15 protein-coding genes and 1 pseudogene are annotated in these 16,551 nt (G+C 67.8%); 5 read left to right on the top strand and 11 right to left on the bottom strand.

The window, feature by feature from the left end; translation table 11 throughout:
* Positions 1 to 77 precede the first annotated feature (77 nt).
* Entirely contained in the window at positions 78 to 971 is an 894-nt protein-coding gene (locus NGK62_RS26270) for an FAD-binding oxidoreductase (RefSeq protein ID WP_118933875.1), read from the bottom strand.
* A 42-nt stretch (positions 972 to 1,013) separates the two neighbouring features.
* Between NGK62_RS26270 and NGK62_RS26265 the strand changes: the two genes are divergently transcribed.
* Positions 1,014 to 2,174: a pyridoxal phosphate-dependent aminotransferase gene (locus NGK62_RS26265; RefSeq protein ID WP_118933874.1), complete on the top strand. Its 1,161-nt coding sequence runs from the start codon at positions 1,014 to 1,016 to the stop codon at positions 2,172 to 2,174.
* Positions 2,175 to 2,241: 67 nt separating this feature from the next.
* Here NGK62_RS26265 and NGK62_RS26260 read toward each other — a convergent pair whose 3' ends face one another.
* Positions 2,242 to 3,060 (bottom strand): lytic transglycosylase domain-containing protein, encoded by an 819-nt coding sequence (locus NGK62_RS26260; protein ID WP_059380216.1) that lies wholly within the window; start codon positions 3,058 to 3,060, stop codon positions 2,242 to 2,244.
* Between the two features lie 82 nt (positions 3,061 to 3,142).
* Here NGK62_RS26260 and ubiD point away from each other — a divergent pair, with 82 nt between their 5' ends.
* Both ubiD and NGK62_RS26250 read left to right on the top strand, forming a co-directional pair.
* On the top strand, positions 3,143 to 4,687 hold the full coding sequence (gene ubiD / locus NGK62_RS26255; protein WP_118933873.1) for a 4-hydroxy-3-polyprenylbenzoate decarboxylase: 1,545 nt from the start codon (positions 3,143 to 3,145) through the stop codon (positions 4,685 to 4,687).
* 58 nt (positions 4,688 to 4,745) lie between these two features.
* On the top strand, positions 4,746 to 4,916 hold the full coding sequence (locus NGK62_RS26250) for a hypothetical protein (RefSeq protein ID WP_165867921.1): 171 nt from the start codon (positions 4,746 to 4,748) through the stop codon (positions 4,914 to 4,916).
* Here the strand turns inward: NGK62_RS26250 and NGK62_RS26245 are convergent.
* The 9 genes and pseudogenes from NGK62_RS26245 to NGK62_RS26205 all read right to left on the bottom strand — a co-directional run bounded on the left by NGK62_RS26245 (position 4,899) and on the right by NGK62_RS26205 (position 14,010).
* On the bottom strand, positions 4,899 to 5,267 hold the full coding sequence (locus tag NGK62_RS26245) for a hypothetical protein (RefSeq protein ID WP_118933872.1): 369 nt from the start codon (positions 5,265 to 5,267) through the stop codon (positions 4,899 to 4,901). The two genes, NGK62_RS26250 and NGK62_RS26245, sit on opposite strands and share 18 nt — an antisense overlap.
* Positions 5,268 to 5,270: 3 nt before the next feature.
* Positions 5,271 to 5,687 carry a phage holin family protein gene (locus NGK62_RS26240; RefSeq protein WP_059380220.1) on the bottom strand — a complete coding sequence of 139 codons (417 nt, stop codon included), beginning with the start codon at positions 5,685 to 5,687 and terminating at the stop codon, positions 5,271 to 5,273.
* Between the two features lie 69 nt (positions 5,688 to 5,756).
* Positions 5,757 to 6,074, bottom strand: a complete 318-nt coding sequence (locus NGK62_RS26235) for an ElaB/YgaM/YqjD family protein (protein ID WP_013395739.1) — start codon at positions 6,072 to 6,074, stop codon at positions 5,757 to 5,759.
* Between the two features lie 83 nt (positions 6,075 to 6,157).
* The gene (locus NGK62_RS26230) at positions 6,158 to 6,883 is read right to left on the bottom strand and encodes a hypothetical protein (RefSeq protein ID WP_373429137.1); all 726 of its coding nucleotides are present in this window, start codon (positions 6,881 to 6,883) and stop codon (positions 6,158 to 6,160) included.
* 128 nt (positions 6,884 to 7,011) lie between these two features.
* On the bottom strand, positions 7,012 to 9,741 hold the full coding sequence (locus NGK62_RS26225; protein WP_251881095.1) for a nitrate reductase: 2,730 nt from the start codon (positions 9,739 to 9,741) through the stop codon (positions 7,012 to 7,014).
* Positions 9,742 to 9,762: 21 nt separating this feature from the next.
* Positions 9,763 to 10,965 (bottom strand): annotated as a pseudogene (locus tag NGK62_RS26220) (NAD(P)/FAD-dependent oxidoreductase); the annotation flags it as partial.
* A gap of 8 nt (positions 10,966 to 10,973) precedes the next feature.
* Positions 10,974 to 11,849 carry an ABC transporter ATP-binding protein gene (locus NGK62_RS26215; RefSeq protein ID WP_118933870.1) on the bottom strand — a complete coding sequence of 292 codons (876 nt, stop codon included), beginning with the start codon at positions 11,847 to 11,849 and terminating at the stop codon, positions 10,974 to 10,976.
* A gap of 4 nt (positions 11,850 to 11,853) precedes the next feature.
* Positions 11,854 to 12,684, bottom strand: a complete 831-nt coding sequence (ntrB, locus tag NGK62_RS26210) for a nitrate ABC transporter permease (RefSeq protein ID WP_059380223.1) — start codon at positions 12,682 to 12,684, stop codon at positions 11,854 to 11,856.
* A gap of 24 nt (positions 12,685 to 12,708) precedes the next feature.
* Positions 12,709 to 14,010 carry a CmpA/NrtA family ABC transporter substrate-binding protein gene (locus NGK62_RS26205; protein ID WP_251881091.1) on the bottom strand — a complete coding sequence of 434 codons (1,302 nt, stop codon included), beginning with the start codon at positions 14,008 to 14,010 and terminating at the stop codon, positions 12,709 to 12,711.
* A 395-nt stretch (positions 14,011 to 14,405) separates the two neighbouring features.
* Here NGK62_RS26205 and NGK62_RS26200 point away from each other — a divergent pair, with 395 nt between their 5' ends.
* Both NGK62_RS26200 and cysG read left to right on the top strand, forming a co-directional pair.
* Complete coding sequence (locus NGK62_RS26200; RefSeq protein WP_059380225.1) at positions 14,406 to 14,990, top strand: ANTAR domain-containing response regulator; 585 nt, start codon at positions 14,406 to 14,408, stop codon at positions 14,988 to 14,990.
* A 103-nt stretch (positions 14,991 to 15,093) separates the two neighbouring features.
* Positions 15,094 to 16,509 carry a siroheme synthase CysG gene (cysG, locus tag NGK62_RS26195; protein WP_251881089.1) on the top strand — a complete coding sequence of 472 codons (1,416 nt, stop codon included), beginning with the start codon at positions 15,094 to 15,096 and terminating at the stop codon, positions 16,507 to 16,509.
* The last annotated feature ends 42 nt before the right edge of the window (positions 16,510 to 16,551 follow it).

Here is a 16,551-nt window from a genome sequence, read left to right as displayed (position 1 = left end):
GCGATACCTCGGCAATGCCCGCCTGCCCGTTGGATAAGCAGACGCGTCCCATGTTAGCGTCAGCTTACAAATTGTCGCTATTCCGCGATGTGGAATAAGGGGAACCGTCCATCCGGGTCGAACAGAGCCTTCACCCGGGAGTCCAACCGGGTGGTGGCCAGACCAGGCGGCTCCTCCCGCTCCGCCTGCGGCTGCGGCTGCGGCGCCGGCGCGGCGTCGGCCAGCGTCACCGACTGCACCCAGGCCAGCGTGCCGCCATGCCCCAGCAGCAGATGCGCCAGGTTGACGGTGGCGGGCGCGTCGGGCTTGAGCGCGTCCAGCCGGTAGCGGCCCAGCCAGCGCTCGCCGTCCCGGGTGGCGAAGGCATCGCCGCCCGAGGCCAGCTGGAACAGCGCCGGCACCAGACGCTGCACGGTGGCGGAACGCAGCGGCTGGACGTCCGACTCGCCGAACGGCCCCAGCGTTTCCTCTATGCCGTCGGCCAGCATCACCTCCAGCGCCAGCACGCCGGAGTCGGCGCAGCGCCCGGCGGGCCAGTTGGCCTTGGCCGCCAGCCACTCGGCCAGCGTCATGTTCCCGGGCAGGCCGGCGAACTGCCGCAGCCCTGCCTGAGCCAGCGCCGCTACCGGCGTGCCCGGCTGCGCGCGCCAGCGCCCGCTATCGCCGGACAGGCGCACCAGGCCGGTCAGGGCGGATGGGTCCACCCTGAGGACTGGTCCATGAGCGGTCTCGAAAGGTCCTTCAGCCCCGTGCAGCGCCAGCGTCACGCGATATTCGGCACACAGCGTGCGCGCGTGCGCCACATCCGCGTCGCGCGCCGGCGTCAGCAGGCCCCGCGGGCCGCCCTCTCCCGCCTCGCCCAGATCTCGAACGGAACCCTGGCAGAGCAGGCCCAGCCGCTCGATGAAGGCCGACCACGGGCTGCGGACCGGACGACGGCCCATGAGGAAAGCGCGCCGGGATGGCTGCATGACTACAATTCCTTTTTCGCTACAAACGCCTTCGAGAATCCGATGCCCCGCCTTGCCCATCGCACCAACGACTTCCTGACCTTCCAGGTAATGGAACTATTCAAGCAGGCGCAAGCGCTGCAGGCGGCTGGCAAGGACATTATCAGCCTGGGCATCGGCGAACCGGACTTTACCGCGCCCCCCCAGGTCGTGGAAGCGCTGGAGCGCGCAGCCCGCGCCGGCCTCAGCGGCTACAGCCCCTCGGCCGGCCTGACGCCGCTGCGCGAGGCCATCGCCCGGTTCTACCACGAACAGTTCGGCGCCCGGATCAATCCGGCCCGCGTCATCGTCACCGCGGGCGCCTCCGGCGCCCTGACGCTGGCCTGCGCGGCGCTGGTCAACCAGGGCGGCGAAGTGCTGATGCCGGATCCCTCCTACCCCGCCAACAGCAACTTCGTGCTGGCGGCGGGCGGTGTGCCGCGCCTGATCCCGAGCACGGCGGCCAAGCGCTTTCAGCTGTCGGCGCAGGACGTGGCCAGCCACTGGACGCCCGCCACCCAGGGCGTGCTGGTCGCCTCGCCCAGCAACCCCACCGGCACCTCGATCGACCACGGCGAGCTGGCCGAGCTGCTGGCTCAGGTCCGCGCCCGCGACGGCTTCGCCATCGTCGACGAAATCTACCTGGGGCTGTCCTATGAAGGCCAGCCCCGCTCGGCCCTGACGCTGGACGACGACGTCATCGTCATCAACAGCTTCTCGAAGTACTTCCACATGACGGGCTGGCGCCTGGGCTGGATGATCGTGCCCGAGGACATGGTGGCGCCGGTGGAGAAAATCGCCGCCAGCCTGGCGATCTGCGCGCCCACGCTGGCGCAGCACGCCGCGCTGGCCTGCTTCGAGCCGGGCGCGATGAAGACCTTCGAGCACCGCCGCGAGGCCTTCAAGCAGCGCCGCGACTACCTGCTGCCGGAATTCGAGCGCATGGGCATCCAGGTGCCGGTGAAGCCCGACGGCGCCTTCTATATTTATGCCGACATCGCCAACCTGGGCATGGATAGCGCCGCGTTCTCGCAGCGCCTGCTGCTGGAGGCCGGCGTGGCCGCCGTGCCGGGCCTGGACTTCGGGCCGGCCCATGGCAGCCACACCATGCGCTTTTCCTATGCCACCGGCCTGGACCGCCTGGAAGAGGCGGTCGCCCGCATCGGCCGGCTGCTGCAGGGCTGATCTTGAACACCCCAAAAAACAAAGCGCGTCCCAAGGGACGCGCTTTGCATTCGGGCCATTACGGCGATCAGTCGCGCGCCAGCGCGATCCCGGAAGCCAACGCCAGGCGGCGGCGTTCCGCCTGCACCTTGGCGCCGTAGCCATTGTCGTCCGGTCCCGTGGCGCCGACGTAGCATGCCAGGCCGCCATCGATCGAACCGCGGCGATTGATGCAATCGCGCAGGATCGTGGCTCCGACCCCGATATTTGCGGCCGGGTCCAGCGCGGTCTTGCCGACCGCGTCGAATTTTTCCTGGTGCACGCTGGTCATCACCTGCATCAGCCCCTGCGCGCCCACGTGGCTTTCGGCCAGCGGGTTGTAGCGGGACTCGATGGCGATCACGGCCAGCACCAACAACGGATCCAGCTGCTTTTCGCGGCTGACCTTGTACACCACGTTCAGCAGCGGGCCGGTGGCGTCATAGGCGACCTTGTACTTGCGCGAAATATAGTTGCGCAAGGCTTCCGCCTGCGGACCGGTGGCGGTCATGGCGACAGGCTTGGGCGCCGGCGGGGCGACGCGGGCTGGCCCCAGCATGCCGGTGGCGTTGCTGGCGGGGGCGTTGGGAACGGCCATGGCAATTGCCGACGACATGTCGGAACCCAGTTCGGAACCGGCTTCGGATTCGGTGCCGGTTTGCATGGATGAAGGCGCTAGGGCGGTCAACAAGGCTTTGTGCACTTGCAATGCCTGGTCGCGCAAACCAGGCAGGGCGAATCCCATGCTTACCGTCACAATGACCGCAATGCCCAGATAAACGGAGCAAATGCGCAGGGACTCGGCAAGATATTGGTGCACTCCTTGGGCCAGGCTTCGGAACAGGCTGGCCACTGACGCATCGGGCATAAAACCTCCTGCGTTAAAAAAGAGGGAGTCAATGTTAACCTCTCTGTCTACCCAATATGTAACCAAATAGCTGGGATCTGTAGTGAAATACCGCGACCTTAGAGACTTCATCGCCCAACTTGAACGCATGGGCGAGCTCCGACGCATCGCTGCGCCGGTGTCCACCCGGCTGGAAATGACTGAAATATCCGACCGAGTCCTGCGCGCGGAAGGGCCTGCCCTGCTGTTCGAAAACGCGCGGCACAATGGCGAGCCGGCGCAGATGCCGGTGCTGGCCAACCTGTTCGGCACCCCGGCCCGCGTGGCCCGCGGCATGGGCGCCGACGACGTCAGCGCCCTGCGCGACATCGGCGAACTGCTCGCCTCGCTGCGCGAGCCCGAAGCGCCCAAAGGCCTGCGCGACGCGCTGGCCAAGGTCTCGATGCTGAAGTCCGCGCTGTGGGACATGAGCCCCAAGAACGTCAAAAGTCCCGCCTGCCAGGAAATCGTCTGGGAAGGCAAGGACGTGGACCTGAACCGCCTGCCGATCCAGACCTGCTGGCCCGGCGACGTGGCGCCGCTCCTGACCTGGGGCCTGGTGATCACGCGCGGCCCCAACGCCCGCCGCCAGAACCTGGGCATCTACCGGCAGCAATTGCTGGGCCCCAACAAGCTGATCATGCGCTGGCTGTCGCACCGCGGCGGCGCGCTGGATTTCCGCGACCACGCCCTGGCGCATCCCGGCACGCCCTTCCCCATCGCCGTGGCCTTGGGCGCCGACCCGGCCACCACGCTGGGCGCGGTCACGCCGGTGCCCGACAGCCTGTCCGAATACCAGTTCGCCGGCCTCTTGCGCGGCTCCCGCACCGAGGTCGCGAAAGCGCTGGGCAGCGATCTATCCGTGCCGGCCTGGGCCGAAATCGTGCTGGAAGGCCATCTGCTGCCGTCCTCCGACCCGCGCGCCATCGCGCCCGTCGTGCCCGAAGGCGTCAACCCGCCGCCGAACACCGATTACGAAATGGCGCTGGAAGGCCCCTACGGCGACCACACCGGCTACTACAACGAGCAGGACTGGTTCCCCGTCTTCACGGTGGAGCGGATCACGATGCGGCGCAATCCCATCTACCACTCCACCTACACTGGCAAACCGCCCGACGAACCGGCCGTGCTGGGCGTGGCGCTCAACGAAGTCTTCGTGCCGCTGCTGCGCCGCCAACTGCCCGAGATCGTGGACTTCTACCTGCCGCCGGAAGGCTGCAGCTACCGCCTGGCGGTGGTGTCGATCCGCAAGCAGTACGCCGGCCACGCCAAGCGCGTCATGTTCGGCCTGTGGAGCATCCTGCGCCAGTTCATGTACACCAAGTTCATCGTGGTGGTGGACGAGGACATCAATCCGCGCGACTGGAAGGAAGTGGTGTGGGCGATGACCACCCGCATGGACCCGGTGCGCGACACCTTGCTGGTGGAAAACACGCCCATCGACTATCTGGATTTCGCCTCGCCGGTCTCCGGCCTGGGCGGCAAGATGGGCATGGACGCCACCAACAAGTGGCCCGGCGAAACCAATCGGGAATGGGGCACTCCCATCACCATGGATGCGGACGTCAAGAAGCGCGTGGATGAGATGTGGGGGCAGTTGGGCTTGTAATCCTGCCCAGCCTCTCGTACCGGGACCGGCGTTATCGCGGCAGGATCAGGAAGCGCTGATGAGCGCGTCGATCAATAGCGGGCGGTACTGCAATGTGTGGGGCATGGTGCCAGGCCCGGCCTGGCTCGAACAGCACAGCGTAGCGCTGAATCCAGGCATAAAAAAACCTGCCTTTTTCAAGGCAGGCTTCTTGTTGGGCAACGCCATAGCTTCAGCGCCTGTCATCTGACGGATCATCATCGCGGCGCGAGTTCTGCCAGGCTTTGAACAGTTGCCAGCCGACAAAGGCGCCGCCGGCGATCTTCAAAAGCTTGGAGCGCTTGCCGCCGCGCATGATCATGGCGGACAGCGATGAACTGACGATGGGATAGCGGCGCGCCAGGCTGATCGCCTGCAAGGCCCAGCGCGATGCGCCGCCCGAAGCCAGGCCGGGCAAGAGCCCCTTGAGGAGCGCGGCCGGTTCCAGCTTGCGTCCGGTGGCCGCGATGCTCTGCGCCAGCGATTCGCGTTCGATGGCGGCGCGGGCGCGCAGCAGCTCGATGCGCACGGCGCGGTCGACGGTGGGAGACCTTTTCGTCATGTTTCAGCCCTCCTCGCGCCGGCGCGCCTGCGCTTCGTCGTCGTCTTGCGCGTCGCGCACCCGCTCCAGCAATTCGGCGTCGCGCCCGAGTTCCTCGAGCGTGGCGGCGAATGGCGGCGCGCCGTAGACCAGCCCGCGGCGCACTGCAACCAGCAAGGCCACACCGACCAGGCCATAGAAGCCCGCCAACAGGCCCAGGGCCAGGTAGCGGTCTTCAGTGGGCCAGAACGCCACCGCGACCGTGACGGTGAAGACCAGCACCGCCAGCGTCAGGAACAGCAGCGCAGCAAACGCCATGCCCAAAAGCTTGAGCAAGCGCGCTTTTTCATCCGCCGCTTCCAGCGCCAGCAGTTCCAGGCGCGTGCGCAACAGCCCGACCACGCTGGAGGCAACGCCGAAAACAGATTTTCGTAGACCCATGGCTGAAAAGGACGCCGGGCGGGAAGCGCGGTCTTGCGCCCGCGCCGCCCGCCCGGATGTCCTGCCCTATCAGCGGCGGCTGATCAGCAAGCCGAGCAGCAGGCCGGTCACGCCTGCGATGCCGATGGCTTGCCAGGGATTGTCGTGCACGTAGTCGTCGGTCGCGCGGGCAGCCTTGCGGCCGCGTTCCAGCACGGCGTCCTGCGCTTCGTACAGCGCTTCGCGCGTGCGCTTCAAGGACGTCAGCGCGCGGTCGCGCAATTCGTTGGCCTTGTCGCCGGTGCTGCTGGCGGCTTCGCGCAGCAGGCTTTCGGCGTCATTCAGGCTGGACTTGACACTGTCGATGAGTTTTTCTTTTGCGACTTCTTCGGATTTTCTCGTGGCCATTATTTGAGCTCCTGTTGTGTGTCAATGACGGAACCATCATACCAGCCGCCATGCGGGAGACACGGCGCGCTTGCTACGGTGTGCTACTTGATTTGCGTAATCTCAACGGCGGATTTGACGCCGCCCTGATCGATGTCCTGCTTCATCACCAGATTGATCGCCGGACAGTACCAGTCCGTCACGGTGGTGTTCATGCCCGGGATGGGGATCGTCAGGCCCTGAAACGTGGCCATGGTGGGATCGGAATTGCGGGTGTAGGTGATCGGATGGCAAGACTGCGAGCCCAGCGCGGTATTCACCGCAGCCTTCTGCCCCACGGTCTTCTCACCGATGCGCACCGTGGTGCTGGGCTGGCCGCCGACGGGCGCTTCCTTGCCGATCTTCAAGCGGAACGACGAGCCAGGCAATTTCTGGCCGGCGCTGAGCTTGCCGTCATAGGCGAAGAGACCCAGCATGCGCAGGTCGAACTGGCCTTCGGAAGGCTTGGGCGCCTCGCCCGCGGTGGCATAGCGCAGGAAGGTGGCCTGGCCGCCCTTGACCGTCATCAGGTAATCCAGCTTGGACTTTCCCGGGGGCAGGCCCGCATAGCTGAACGTGGCCACGCCCTGCACGCGCGCGCGGCAGTTGTCGCCATTGCTTTTTGTAACTTCGGCGAAAGACAGGTCGGCGCCCAGCGCCAGATTGCCGGTGCCCGTCAGTTGCACCGTGCCGCCGTCATGCATGAACTGCGCATCGCACACGCCGGCCTGCGCCGCGGCGGCCGCGCCCAGCGCGCCCGCCGTAAAAATCAGGGATGCCATTTTTCGCATCGTCACAAGCCACTCCATGAATCCGGATGAAAACCGCCCGCGCCTGGCGCATGGCTGGCTTGATACTACACCGGTTGCGAGACGCGGCGCGTGTCGGAACGTGTCGGCCGCGACCACGCTGGCAGCGGCTACGCCGGCGCGGCGGCGGGCGCGGCGCGGCCGATCAGGACCTGGATCTCCGGCACGCAGGAACCGCAGCCAGTGCCGCAGCCCAGCGCAGTCTTCAAGGCCGCCAGATCGCAGCCCCGGGCGATACCGGCAAGAATCGCGGCCTCGCTCACGCCGTTGCAGACGCAGACTGCGCGCGAGCGGACCGCGCCCGCAATCCGTCCGGTCAGCAGCGCCGCCACGCTGGCCGGCGCGTCACCGCCGCCGGCCCAGGACAACAGCGCATCCTGCGCCCGCAGATCACCTGTCAGCAAAAAGCCGCGCAAAGCGCCTTGCTCCACCCTCACCCTGCGCATCTGGCCGCGCGCGGGATCGTCGAAAGCCACGTCGGGCAGGTGCAGGTCCAGCGCATCCGCCATCGCATCCAGGACCTCTGCCGGCGGCGCGGCGCAGGCCGCCAGGCGCATCCGCACGCCACCCGCGCCCGCCGGCAGGACCACCGCGTAATCGAAGCGTCCCAGCCAGGGCGCCAGCCGCGCGCGCAACATGGCGCTGTCGCCCTGCAGCCAGCCCGCGGCCTGCCATGGCAGGCCTGCCGGTACGGCCGACACGGCGCTGTGCTTGAGTTCCGGCTGGCGCGAAATGGGATCGGCGGCCGGGTTGGTCAACGCGTTCACTCCCAGCCCCGCCATGTAGGCGCTGCCCCAATGCATGGGCAGGAACACCTGTCCCGGCGTCAGCGTATCGTCCGCCTGCACGGGTAGCACCACACTACCCCGGCGCGACGCCAGCCTGGCCAGCGCGCCCGGGTCCAGCTTGAGCCGGCGCATGTCCTCGGGATGCATGGACACCCAGGGTTCCTCGACATGCTGCGTCAGCACGCGGGCCAGCGACGTGCGCGCCATGGTGTGCCAATGGTCGCGCAGGCGGCCGGTGGTGAGCCGCAGCGGATATTCCGGCGTAGCGGCTTCGACGACCGGACGGTAATCCACGTCGCAGAAACGGGCGCGTCCGCTGGCCGTGGGAAACACGCCATCGGCATACAGGCGCGCCGTGCCCTGACCTTGCCGGTACGGCCATTGCTGCGGTCCGTACGCATGCAGCGCCGCATAATCCAGCCCGCTGTAGTCCAGGTCCCGGCCCGCCGTGGTGCGGGCATGCTCGGCAAAGACCTCGCTTTCATCCCGGTAGTCGAACAGCGCCGCCTTGTGCGGGGCCATGCGGGCAGCCAGGCGCAGCGCGACCGCCTGCGCCAGCCGCCAATCCGGCTGCGCGTCGCCGGGCGGATCGATCGCCGCCCGCACCCGGCTGATGCGGCGCTCCGAGTTGGTCACGGTGCCGGACTTCTCGGGCCAGGTGGCAGCGGGCAGCACCAGATCGGCGTAGGCCAGGGTTTCGGTGCCCGCGTACGCCTCCTGCACGATGACAAACTCGGCGCGCTCCAGCGCAGCGCGCACCCGGGCCTGATCCGGCAGGGACTGCGCCGGGTTGGTGGCCGCGATCCACAGCACCTTGATGCGACCTTCGCGCGCCGCGTCGAACATATCCAGCGCGGTGGCGCCCGGCGCCCGCGGCAAGGCGTCCACGCCCCACAGCGCGGCGGCCGCCTCGCGGTCGGCCGCCGACGCGGGATCGCGATGGCCCGGCAGCAGCGTGGCCATGCCGCCCGCCTCGCGCCCGCCCATCGCGTTGGGCTGCCCCGTCAGCGAAAACGGCCCCGCGCCCGGCTTGCCGATCTGCCCGGTCGCCAAATGCAGATGTATCAGGGCGGCGTTCTTGTCGGTGCCGCTGGCCGACTGGTTCAAGCCCATGGTGTAGAGCGACAGCGCCGCGCCGGCCGCGCCGAACCAGCGCGCCGCCTGGACGATGTCCTCCGCCGGCACGCCGCAGATCTCCTGCGCGGCTTGCGGGGTGTACCGCCGAGCGCGCGCCATCAGGGGCTCGAAGCCTTCCGTATGCCGCTCGATGTAGCCGTGGTCCAGCAGCCCCTCCTGCTCCATGACATTGAGCATGGCGTGGAACATGGCCACATCCGTGCCCGGCGCCAATTGCAGGTGCAGGTCGGCGAAGGCCGCGGTATCGGTACGCCGAGGATCCGCGACAATGACCTTCATGCCTGGACGCCGCGCCCGCGCGGCCTCCAGCCGCCGGAACAGCACGGGATGCGCATAGGCCATGTTGGAGCCGGCGATCAGCACCGTGTCGGCCAGGTCCAGGTCCTCGTAGCAGGCCGGCGGCGCGTCCGCGCCCAGCGTGCGCTTGTAGCCCGAGACCGCGCTGGACATGCACAGGCGCGAATTGGTGTCGATGTTGTTGGTGCCGGCCAGCGCGCGGGCCAGCTTGTTGAAGACCGCGTAATCCTCGGTCAGCAACTGCCCCGACAGGTAGAAGCCCACGGCGTCCGGGCCATGCCGCGCAATGGTGTCGGCCAGCTTGGCCGCCGCGATATCCAGCGCCTGGTCCAGCGCGATGGCGCGCTGGGGGTGGGCGCGCGTCTCGCGCCATTGCGCCGACAGCACGCGCGCGCCGTCGCGCCGCACCGTGTCCGCCAGCGCCAGGCCCTTGCTGCAGAGCTTGCCATGGTTGGCCGGATGCTGCTCGTCGCCGCGCACGCGGAGCACCGCGCCATCGCGCGTTTGCACCCGCACGCCGCAGCCGGTGCCGCAATAGCAGCATACCGACGCCACTTCGCGCACGCCTTGCGGCGCCGCGTCCACGCTATCGATCAGGCGAGCCATGGGCGCATCCATTTCCTATTCCTCCGCGGCGCCTTCGCCGTGCATGAGCCGCTCGCGCAATGCGCCGATGCGCCGGCCCTCGCGGATCAGGCGCACATACCAGGCGCTATCCGCCGTGTCGCCGTACAGGCAGGCGCCCACCAGCTTGTCGTCGCGGATCACCAATTTCTTGTAGACGCCGCCTGGTGTATCGGCCAGCGTGATCGACTCGGTCTGCTGCCCGCCGGCAAAATCGCCAGCGGAAAACAGATCGATGCCGGTGACCTTGAGCCGCGTCGACGTCACGCTGCCTTCGTAGCGGCCGATGCCGTGCAGCGCCAGATGGTTGGCCGCCACCTTCGCCTGTTCGTACAGGGGCGCGACCAGGCCGTAGGCGGTGCCGCGATGGCTGACGCATTCGCCCACCGCGTAGATGCGCGGGTCATAGGTCTGCAAGGTATCGCTGACCACCACGCCGCGGTTCACATGCAGGCCGCAGCGCTCGGCCAGTTCGGTGTCGGGCCTGACGCCCACCGCCATCACCACCAGGTCAGCCGCAATCTCTTCCCCGTCCGCGAAGCGCAGCGCGCGCACCCGCCCGTCGGCCCCTCCCAGGATCTCGCGGGTCTGGCGCCCCAGCAGGAACTTCAGGCCGCGCACCTCCAGCCCGCGGCGCAGCATGGCCGCGGCGCCGCCGTCCAGCTGCCGGTCCAGCAGCGATGCCCCCAAATGCACCACGGCCACATCCATGCCGCGCGCAGCCAGGCCGTTGGCGGCCTCCAGGCCCAACAGGCCACCGCCTATCACCACCGCGTGCCGGTAGCGCGAGGACGCCTCTATCATCTGGTTCACGTCGCCGATATCGCGAAAGGCGACGACGCCGTCCAGATCGCTGCCCGGCACAGGCAGGATGAACGGCTTCGAGCCGGTGGCCAACAGCAGCCGGTCGTAGGGCGTCTCGGACCCATCGTCCGCCAGCACGATGCGCCGGGCGCGGTTGACGCCCACAACTTTGCGGTTCAACAACAGGCGGATGCCGTGGCGGAGGTACCAGTCCTCATCGTTGAGCACGATATCCCGCAAGCTCTGTTCACCGCTCAGCACTGGCGACAGCAGGATGCGGTTGTAGTTCGGATGCGGCTCGGCGCCGAATACCGTGATCTCGTACAGATCGGGCGTCAGCTTCAGCAGTTCTTCCAGCGTGCGTATGCCCGCCATGCCGTTGCCGACCACCACCAGCTTCTGCTTCGCCTCCATGACGGCCCCTACGCGGCTGCGCGCGATGCCCCGGCCTCGGCCAGCGGCTGCGGGTCGGCATCCAGCGCCGCGTTGGCCTGGAGCGCCGCCTGCGAGCGCTCGGGGTTGCCATGGCGGCGGTGCAGGAAGTCCACCACCGCGGCCCGGCACGCCAGATAGGCCGCGTCATTGGCCAGCCGCACGCGGTCGCGCGGACGGGACAACGGCACGGGCAGGATTTCGCCGATGGTCGCGGCCGGACCGTTGGTCAGCATCACGATGCGGTCGGACAGCAGCACGGCTTCATCGACGTCGTGCGTGACCATGACGGTGGTGGTGCGCGTCTTGGCGACGATCTTCAGCAGTTCGTCCTGCAGGTGCGCGCGGGTCAGCGCGTCGAGCGCGCCGAAGGGCTCGTCCATCAGCAGCACGCCCGGCTCGATCGCCAGGGCGCGCGCAATGCCCACGCGCTGCTTCATGCCGCCGGAAATCTCGCGCGGCAGCTTGTTCTGCGCCGGCAACAGGCCCACCAGGTCCAGCGCCGCGCGTGTGCGCTCGACCAACTGCGGGCGCTTCTCCTTGGCGCCGAACACCCGCTCCACCGCCAGATATACGTTCTGGAAGCAGCTCAGCCAGGGCAGCAGCGAATGGTTCTGGAACACCACGGCGCGGTCCGGGCCGGGGCCGGTGATCTCGCGCTCCGCGCACAGCAGCACGCCGCTGGTGGGGCGGGTCAGGCCGGCGATGAGATTGAGCAGGGTCGATTTGCCGCAGCCGGAATGGCCGATCAGCGTGATGAACTCGCCCTGCTCCACGGTCAGGTCTATGTCGCGCAGCGCCACGAAAGCGCCCTTGCGGGTATTGAACGTCTGGCCCACGCGCTCGATGCGTACGTATTTCTTCATGGCGCTATTCCTCGGTGTAGGTGTAGCGGCGGGCCAGGGCAACCAATAGAGTTTCCAACAGCAGCCCGACGATGCCGATCACGAAAATGGCGATGACGATGTGCTCCACCTTCAGGTTGTTCCACTCGTCCCAAAGCCAGAAGCCGATGCCCGTGCCGCCCGTCAGCATCTCCGCGGCCACGATCACCAGCCACGCAGTGCCGATCGACAGGCGCACCCCGGTCAGCATGTAGGGCAGCACGGCAGGCAGCAACACCTTGGTGGTCACCTTCCATTCCGACAGATTCAGCACCCGCGCCACGTTCAGATAGTCCTGCGGCACGCGCGCCACGCCGACCGCGGTGTTGATGATCATCGGCCAGATCGAACAGATGAAGATGGCCCAGATGGCGGCCGGGTTGGCCGCCTTGAACAGCAGCAGTCCAAGCGGCAGCCAGGCCAGCGGCGACACCGGCCGCAGCAGGCTGACGATGGGCGAGAACATCGCCCGCACCGCCGCATAGCGGCCGATGGCAAAACCCGCGGGGATGCCGACCAGCGCGGCCAGGCCGAAGCCGAGCGCCACGCGCTGCAGCGATGCCAGCAGGTTCCAGCCTATGCCCTTGTCATTGGGGCCGTTGTCGTAGAACGGATCGGAAAACAGTTCCACGGCGGCGCGCCAGGTCACGCCCGGCGTGGGGATTTCCGGTATCCGCATCGCCACCACCTGCCACACCAGCACAAACAGCGCGAAGCCCGCCACGGGCCCCACCACGGCCCGCAGCGCGGACTCCAGACGTTCGCGCCAGAGGGCGAGGAGTTCATCGCCGCGGCTCATACTCGTTGCGTCAGACATTGCATGCCCCTTTTGTATCGGCGCTCAGGCCCGGACCTTGAATCCGTCGGCGTAGGCAGCAGGGTTGCTGCCGTCCCAGACCACGCCGTCGATGAGTTTCGAAGTGCGCATCTCGCTGGCCGGCAGCGCCACGCCGGCGGCCTGCGCGGCCTGCTTGTAGAGGTCGATCCGGTTGATCTGTTTCGCCATCGCCAGATAATCGGGATGTTCCTTCAGCAGCCCCCAGCGCTTGTGCTGCGTCAGGAACCACATGCCGTCGCTCAGGTATGGGAAATTGGCGGCGCCGTCGGCGTAAAAGCGCATGGCGTGCTCGTCCGTCCAGCTTTTCCCCAGCCCATCGTCGTAGCGGCCCAGCATGCGGTCGACGATGCCGCTGGCGTCCGTGTTGACATAGGACTTGGCAGCGATGGTCTCGGCGGTTTTCTGGCGGTTGGCGGGCGAGGCGTCTATCCACTTGCCGGCCTCAAGAATGGCGGCGGTCACCGCGCGCGCCGTGTTCGGGTGGCGCGATACGAAGTCGGCGCTCGTGCCCAGCACCTTCTCGGGGTGGTCGGTCCAGATGCCCTGCGAAGTGACGGCGGTGTAGCCGATCTTGTCCAGGATGGCGCGCGCGCCCCAGGGCTCGCCCACGCAATAGCCGTCCATGTTGCCCACGCGCATGTTGGCGACCATCTGCGGCGGCGGCACGGTGATGACCTTGGCGTCCTTCATGGGATGGATGCCGTAGGTCGCCAGCCAGTAGTACAGCCACATCGCGTGCGTGCCGGTGGGAAAGGTCTGGGCAAAGGTGTATTCGCGCTTGTCGGACGCCATCAGCTTGGCCAGCGATTCACCGTCGCGCACGCCCGCCGCCAGCAGCTTGTTCGACAGCGTGATGGCCTGGCCGTTCTGGTTCAGGCTCATCAGCACGGCCATGTCCTTCTTCGGCCCGCCTATGCCCAGGTGCACGCCGTAGACCAGGCCGTACAGCACGTGGGCCATGTCCAGCTCGCCGTTCATGAGCTTGTCGCGCACGGCGGCCCAGGACGCTTCCTTGGACGGCGTGATCGTCACGCCGTGCTTCTTGTCCAGGCCCAGTACCGAGGCCATCACGACCGAAGCGCAATCGGTCAGCGGAATGAAGCCGATCTTGACCTCGGTCTTCTCGGGCGCGTCGGTGCCGGCGGCCCAGGCGCCGGCCCGCACCAGCGGATCGACCAGCGACAGCAGGCTGGCGCCGGCCACCGCGCGCGCCGTGCCGCAAAGCCACTTGCGGCGTGCGGCGTTGGCGCTGAGATCCCCGCCCGCGGCGGCGTCGGTGGAGGGGCTATGGGTCGATGGCGTCATGCATGGCTCCTGGCAAAAAAAAACGTCCCGCGCGCCATGGATTTCCATCCAGTGGCGCTGCGGAACGTCGTTGTCCCTTGCCGCTGATTGCGGCGCGTTGCGTGGGCCGACCTTCGTTGGCCGCCCGCTTCCACTGAAGCAAATGGCGTGCCAGAAAGAATGGGATATTGCCTGGCTCGCCGCCAGGCCGCGCCTGCACTAGCGCTGCTCCGCATCGCGCCGGGCCAGCGGGCAAGGCATGAAACGGGGTGCGAACCAACTTGGTGCACCGTCGGTTGCGGCAGCGCACCATCCATGTGCCAGGCGCGCTCCGGCGCTGTGCGCACCGACTGGCCGTCGTCGAAGAATGCGATGGCATGGAACTTGCGTGACAGGAAGCATCAGAGGGGAATCTCATGCTCAAGGTCATGCTGCTCAACGATGGCGAAGGACGCGCGGCGTCGCTGCGGCAGACGCTGGCCGCAGCGGGCGTACATGTCGTGGCCGAAATGGCGCCGGACATGGATCTGGCCGCCGCCATCGCGCAGGCCGCGCCCGACGTGGTGCTGATAGACAGCGACGCCCCCGGCCGCGACACGCTGGAGAACGTGTGCGTCGCCAGCGAACACAGCGACCGCCCGGTCGTGATGTTCACCGACAACGGCAACCGCGAAACCATACGCAGCGCCTTGCGCGCCGGGGTCGCCGCCTACGTGGTGGGCGACGTGCCTGCCGGACGCATCGAGCCGCTGCTGACGGTGGCGATCGAGCGCTTCGCCATGGAGAAGTCGCGGCGCGAAGAACTGCGCGACGCGCAATTGCGCCTGGCCGACCGCCAATGGGTGGAAAAGGCCAAGGGCATCCTGATGAAGGCGCGGTCGATTTCCGAGGATGAGGCCCACGGCCTGTTGCGCCAGCGCGCCATGCAAAGCCAGAAGCGGCTGGGCGAGGTCGCCCGGGAGGTCGTGGAGATGAGCGCCTGGCTGGGCAAATCCACTTAATAAGCTTTGGTTATATGGAACAAAGAAATCAAAAGTTGTGGGGATGAAGCCCCCTTCCTATGATCCAACGACACTATGCCGGGTACGCCCGAGGCTGGCATTCATGAAGCTTTTCCCGATTTTTGCCGATCTGAAAGACAGGCTGGTCCTGGTGGTGGGCGGCGGCGCCGTCGCCGAACGCAAGACGCTGTCGCTGCTGGAAGCCTCCGCCGACGTGCTGGTGGGCGCGCCGGAACTGACGCCCGCCCTGGCCGCGCTGGCCGCCGAAGGCCGCATCCGCCATTTGTCCGGCCGCTTCGATCCCGCCTGGCTCGACGAAGTCTGGCTGGCGGTCGCGGCCACCGACGACCGCGAGACCAACGCCGCCGTCTCGGAGGCCGCCGCCGTCCGGCGCATTTTCAGCAACGTGGTGGACGATCCCGAACTGTCGTCCTTCCAGGTGCCGTCCATCGTCGACCGCTCGCCGGTCATCGTCGCGATTTCCTCGTCCGGCGTGGCGCCGGTGCTGGCGCGGCGCATCCGGGAACGCATCGAATCGCTGTTCGACCACACCCTGGGCCAGTTGGCCGGGCTGGCCGCCAGCTATCGCAAGCGCATCCGCGCCAGTCATCCCGACCTGGGCGCGCGCCGCCGCTTCTACGACTGGCTGCTGGACGGCCCGGTGGCCGGCTTCCTGCGCCAGCAGCAGCCGGCCCAGGCCGAAGCCGCGCTGGCGGCGGCATTGGCGGCGCCGGGGGCGCCCGACGCCGGCAGCGTGGTGCTGGTGGGCGCTGGCCCCGGCGACCCCGGCCTGCTGACGCTGAAGGCATTGCGCGCGCTGAACGAGGCCGACGTGATCCTGCATGACCGCCTGGTAAGCGCCGACGTCATGTCGCTGGCGCGCCGCGACGCCGAGCGCGTATCGGTCGGTAAGCTGCCCGGCGAGGACCACAACGCCACCCAGGCCCGCATCCACAGGCTGATGGTCGAGCACGCGCGCGCCGGCCGCCGCGTCGTGCGGCTCAAGGGGGGCGATGCCTTCATCTTCGGGCGCGGCGGTGAAGAACTGGAATACCTGCGCGCGCACGGCGTGCGCTATGAAGTAGTGCCCGGCATCACCGCCGCGCTGGCCTGTGCCGCCTATGCCGGCGTTCCGCTGACGCACCGGGAACACGCCCAGTCCGTCCGCCTGGTCACCGCGCATTGCCGCGAAGACGAGGACAACCTGGACTGGCCCGCGCTGGCCCGTGAAAAACAGACCCTGGCCTTCTACATGGGCGTGGGGCAGCTGGATCTGCTGACCAGCCGCCTGCTGGCCCACGGCCGCTCGGCGGACACGCCGTTCGCGCTGATCGAGAACGGCAGCCGGCCCGAGCAACGGGTGTTGTCTGGCGCGCTGGAGCAATTGCCGGCGTTGGCCGCCGAGCACGCGATCCGTTCGCCGGCGCTCTTGATCGTGGGCGAGGTGGCGGGATTGGCTTCGCAATTGCAGTGGTTCGGCCAGCACCTGGACGGACGCATGGAGCGTCTGGCGGCCTGAGGGGCCGTGGGCCCGATGCAAAACGCCAGCCTGCGGGCTGGC

Origin of the sequence: Achromobacter sp. Marseille-Q4954 (genome assembly GCF_943737025.1) — a bacterium.
Lineage (GTDB): Bacteria > Pseudomonadota > Gammaproteobacteria > Burkholderiales > Burkholderiaceae_B > Achromobacter > Achromobacter bronchisepticus_A.
This window is presented reverse-complemented; position numbering and strand designations above follow the sequence as displayed.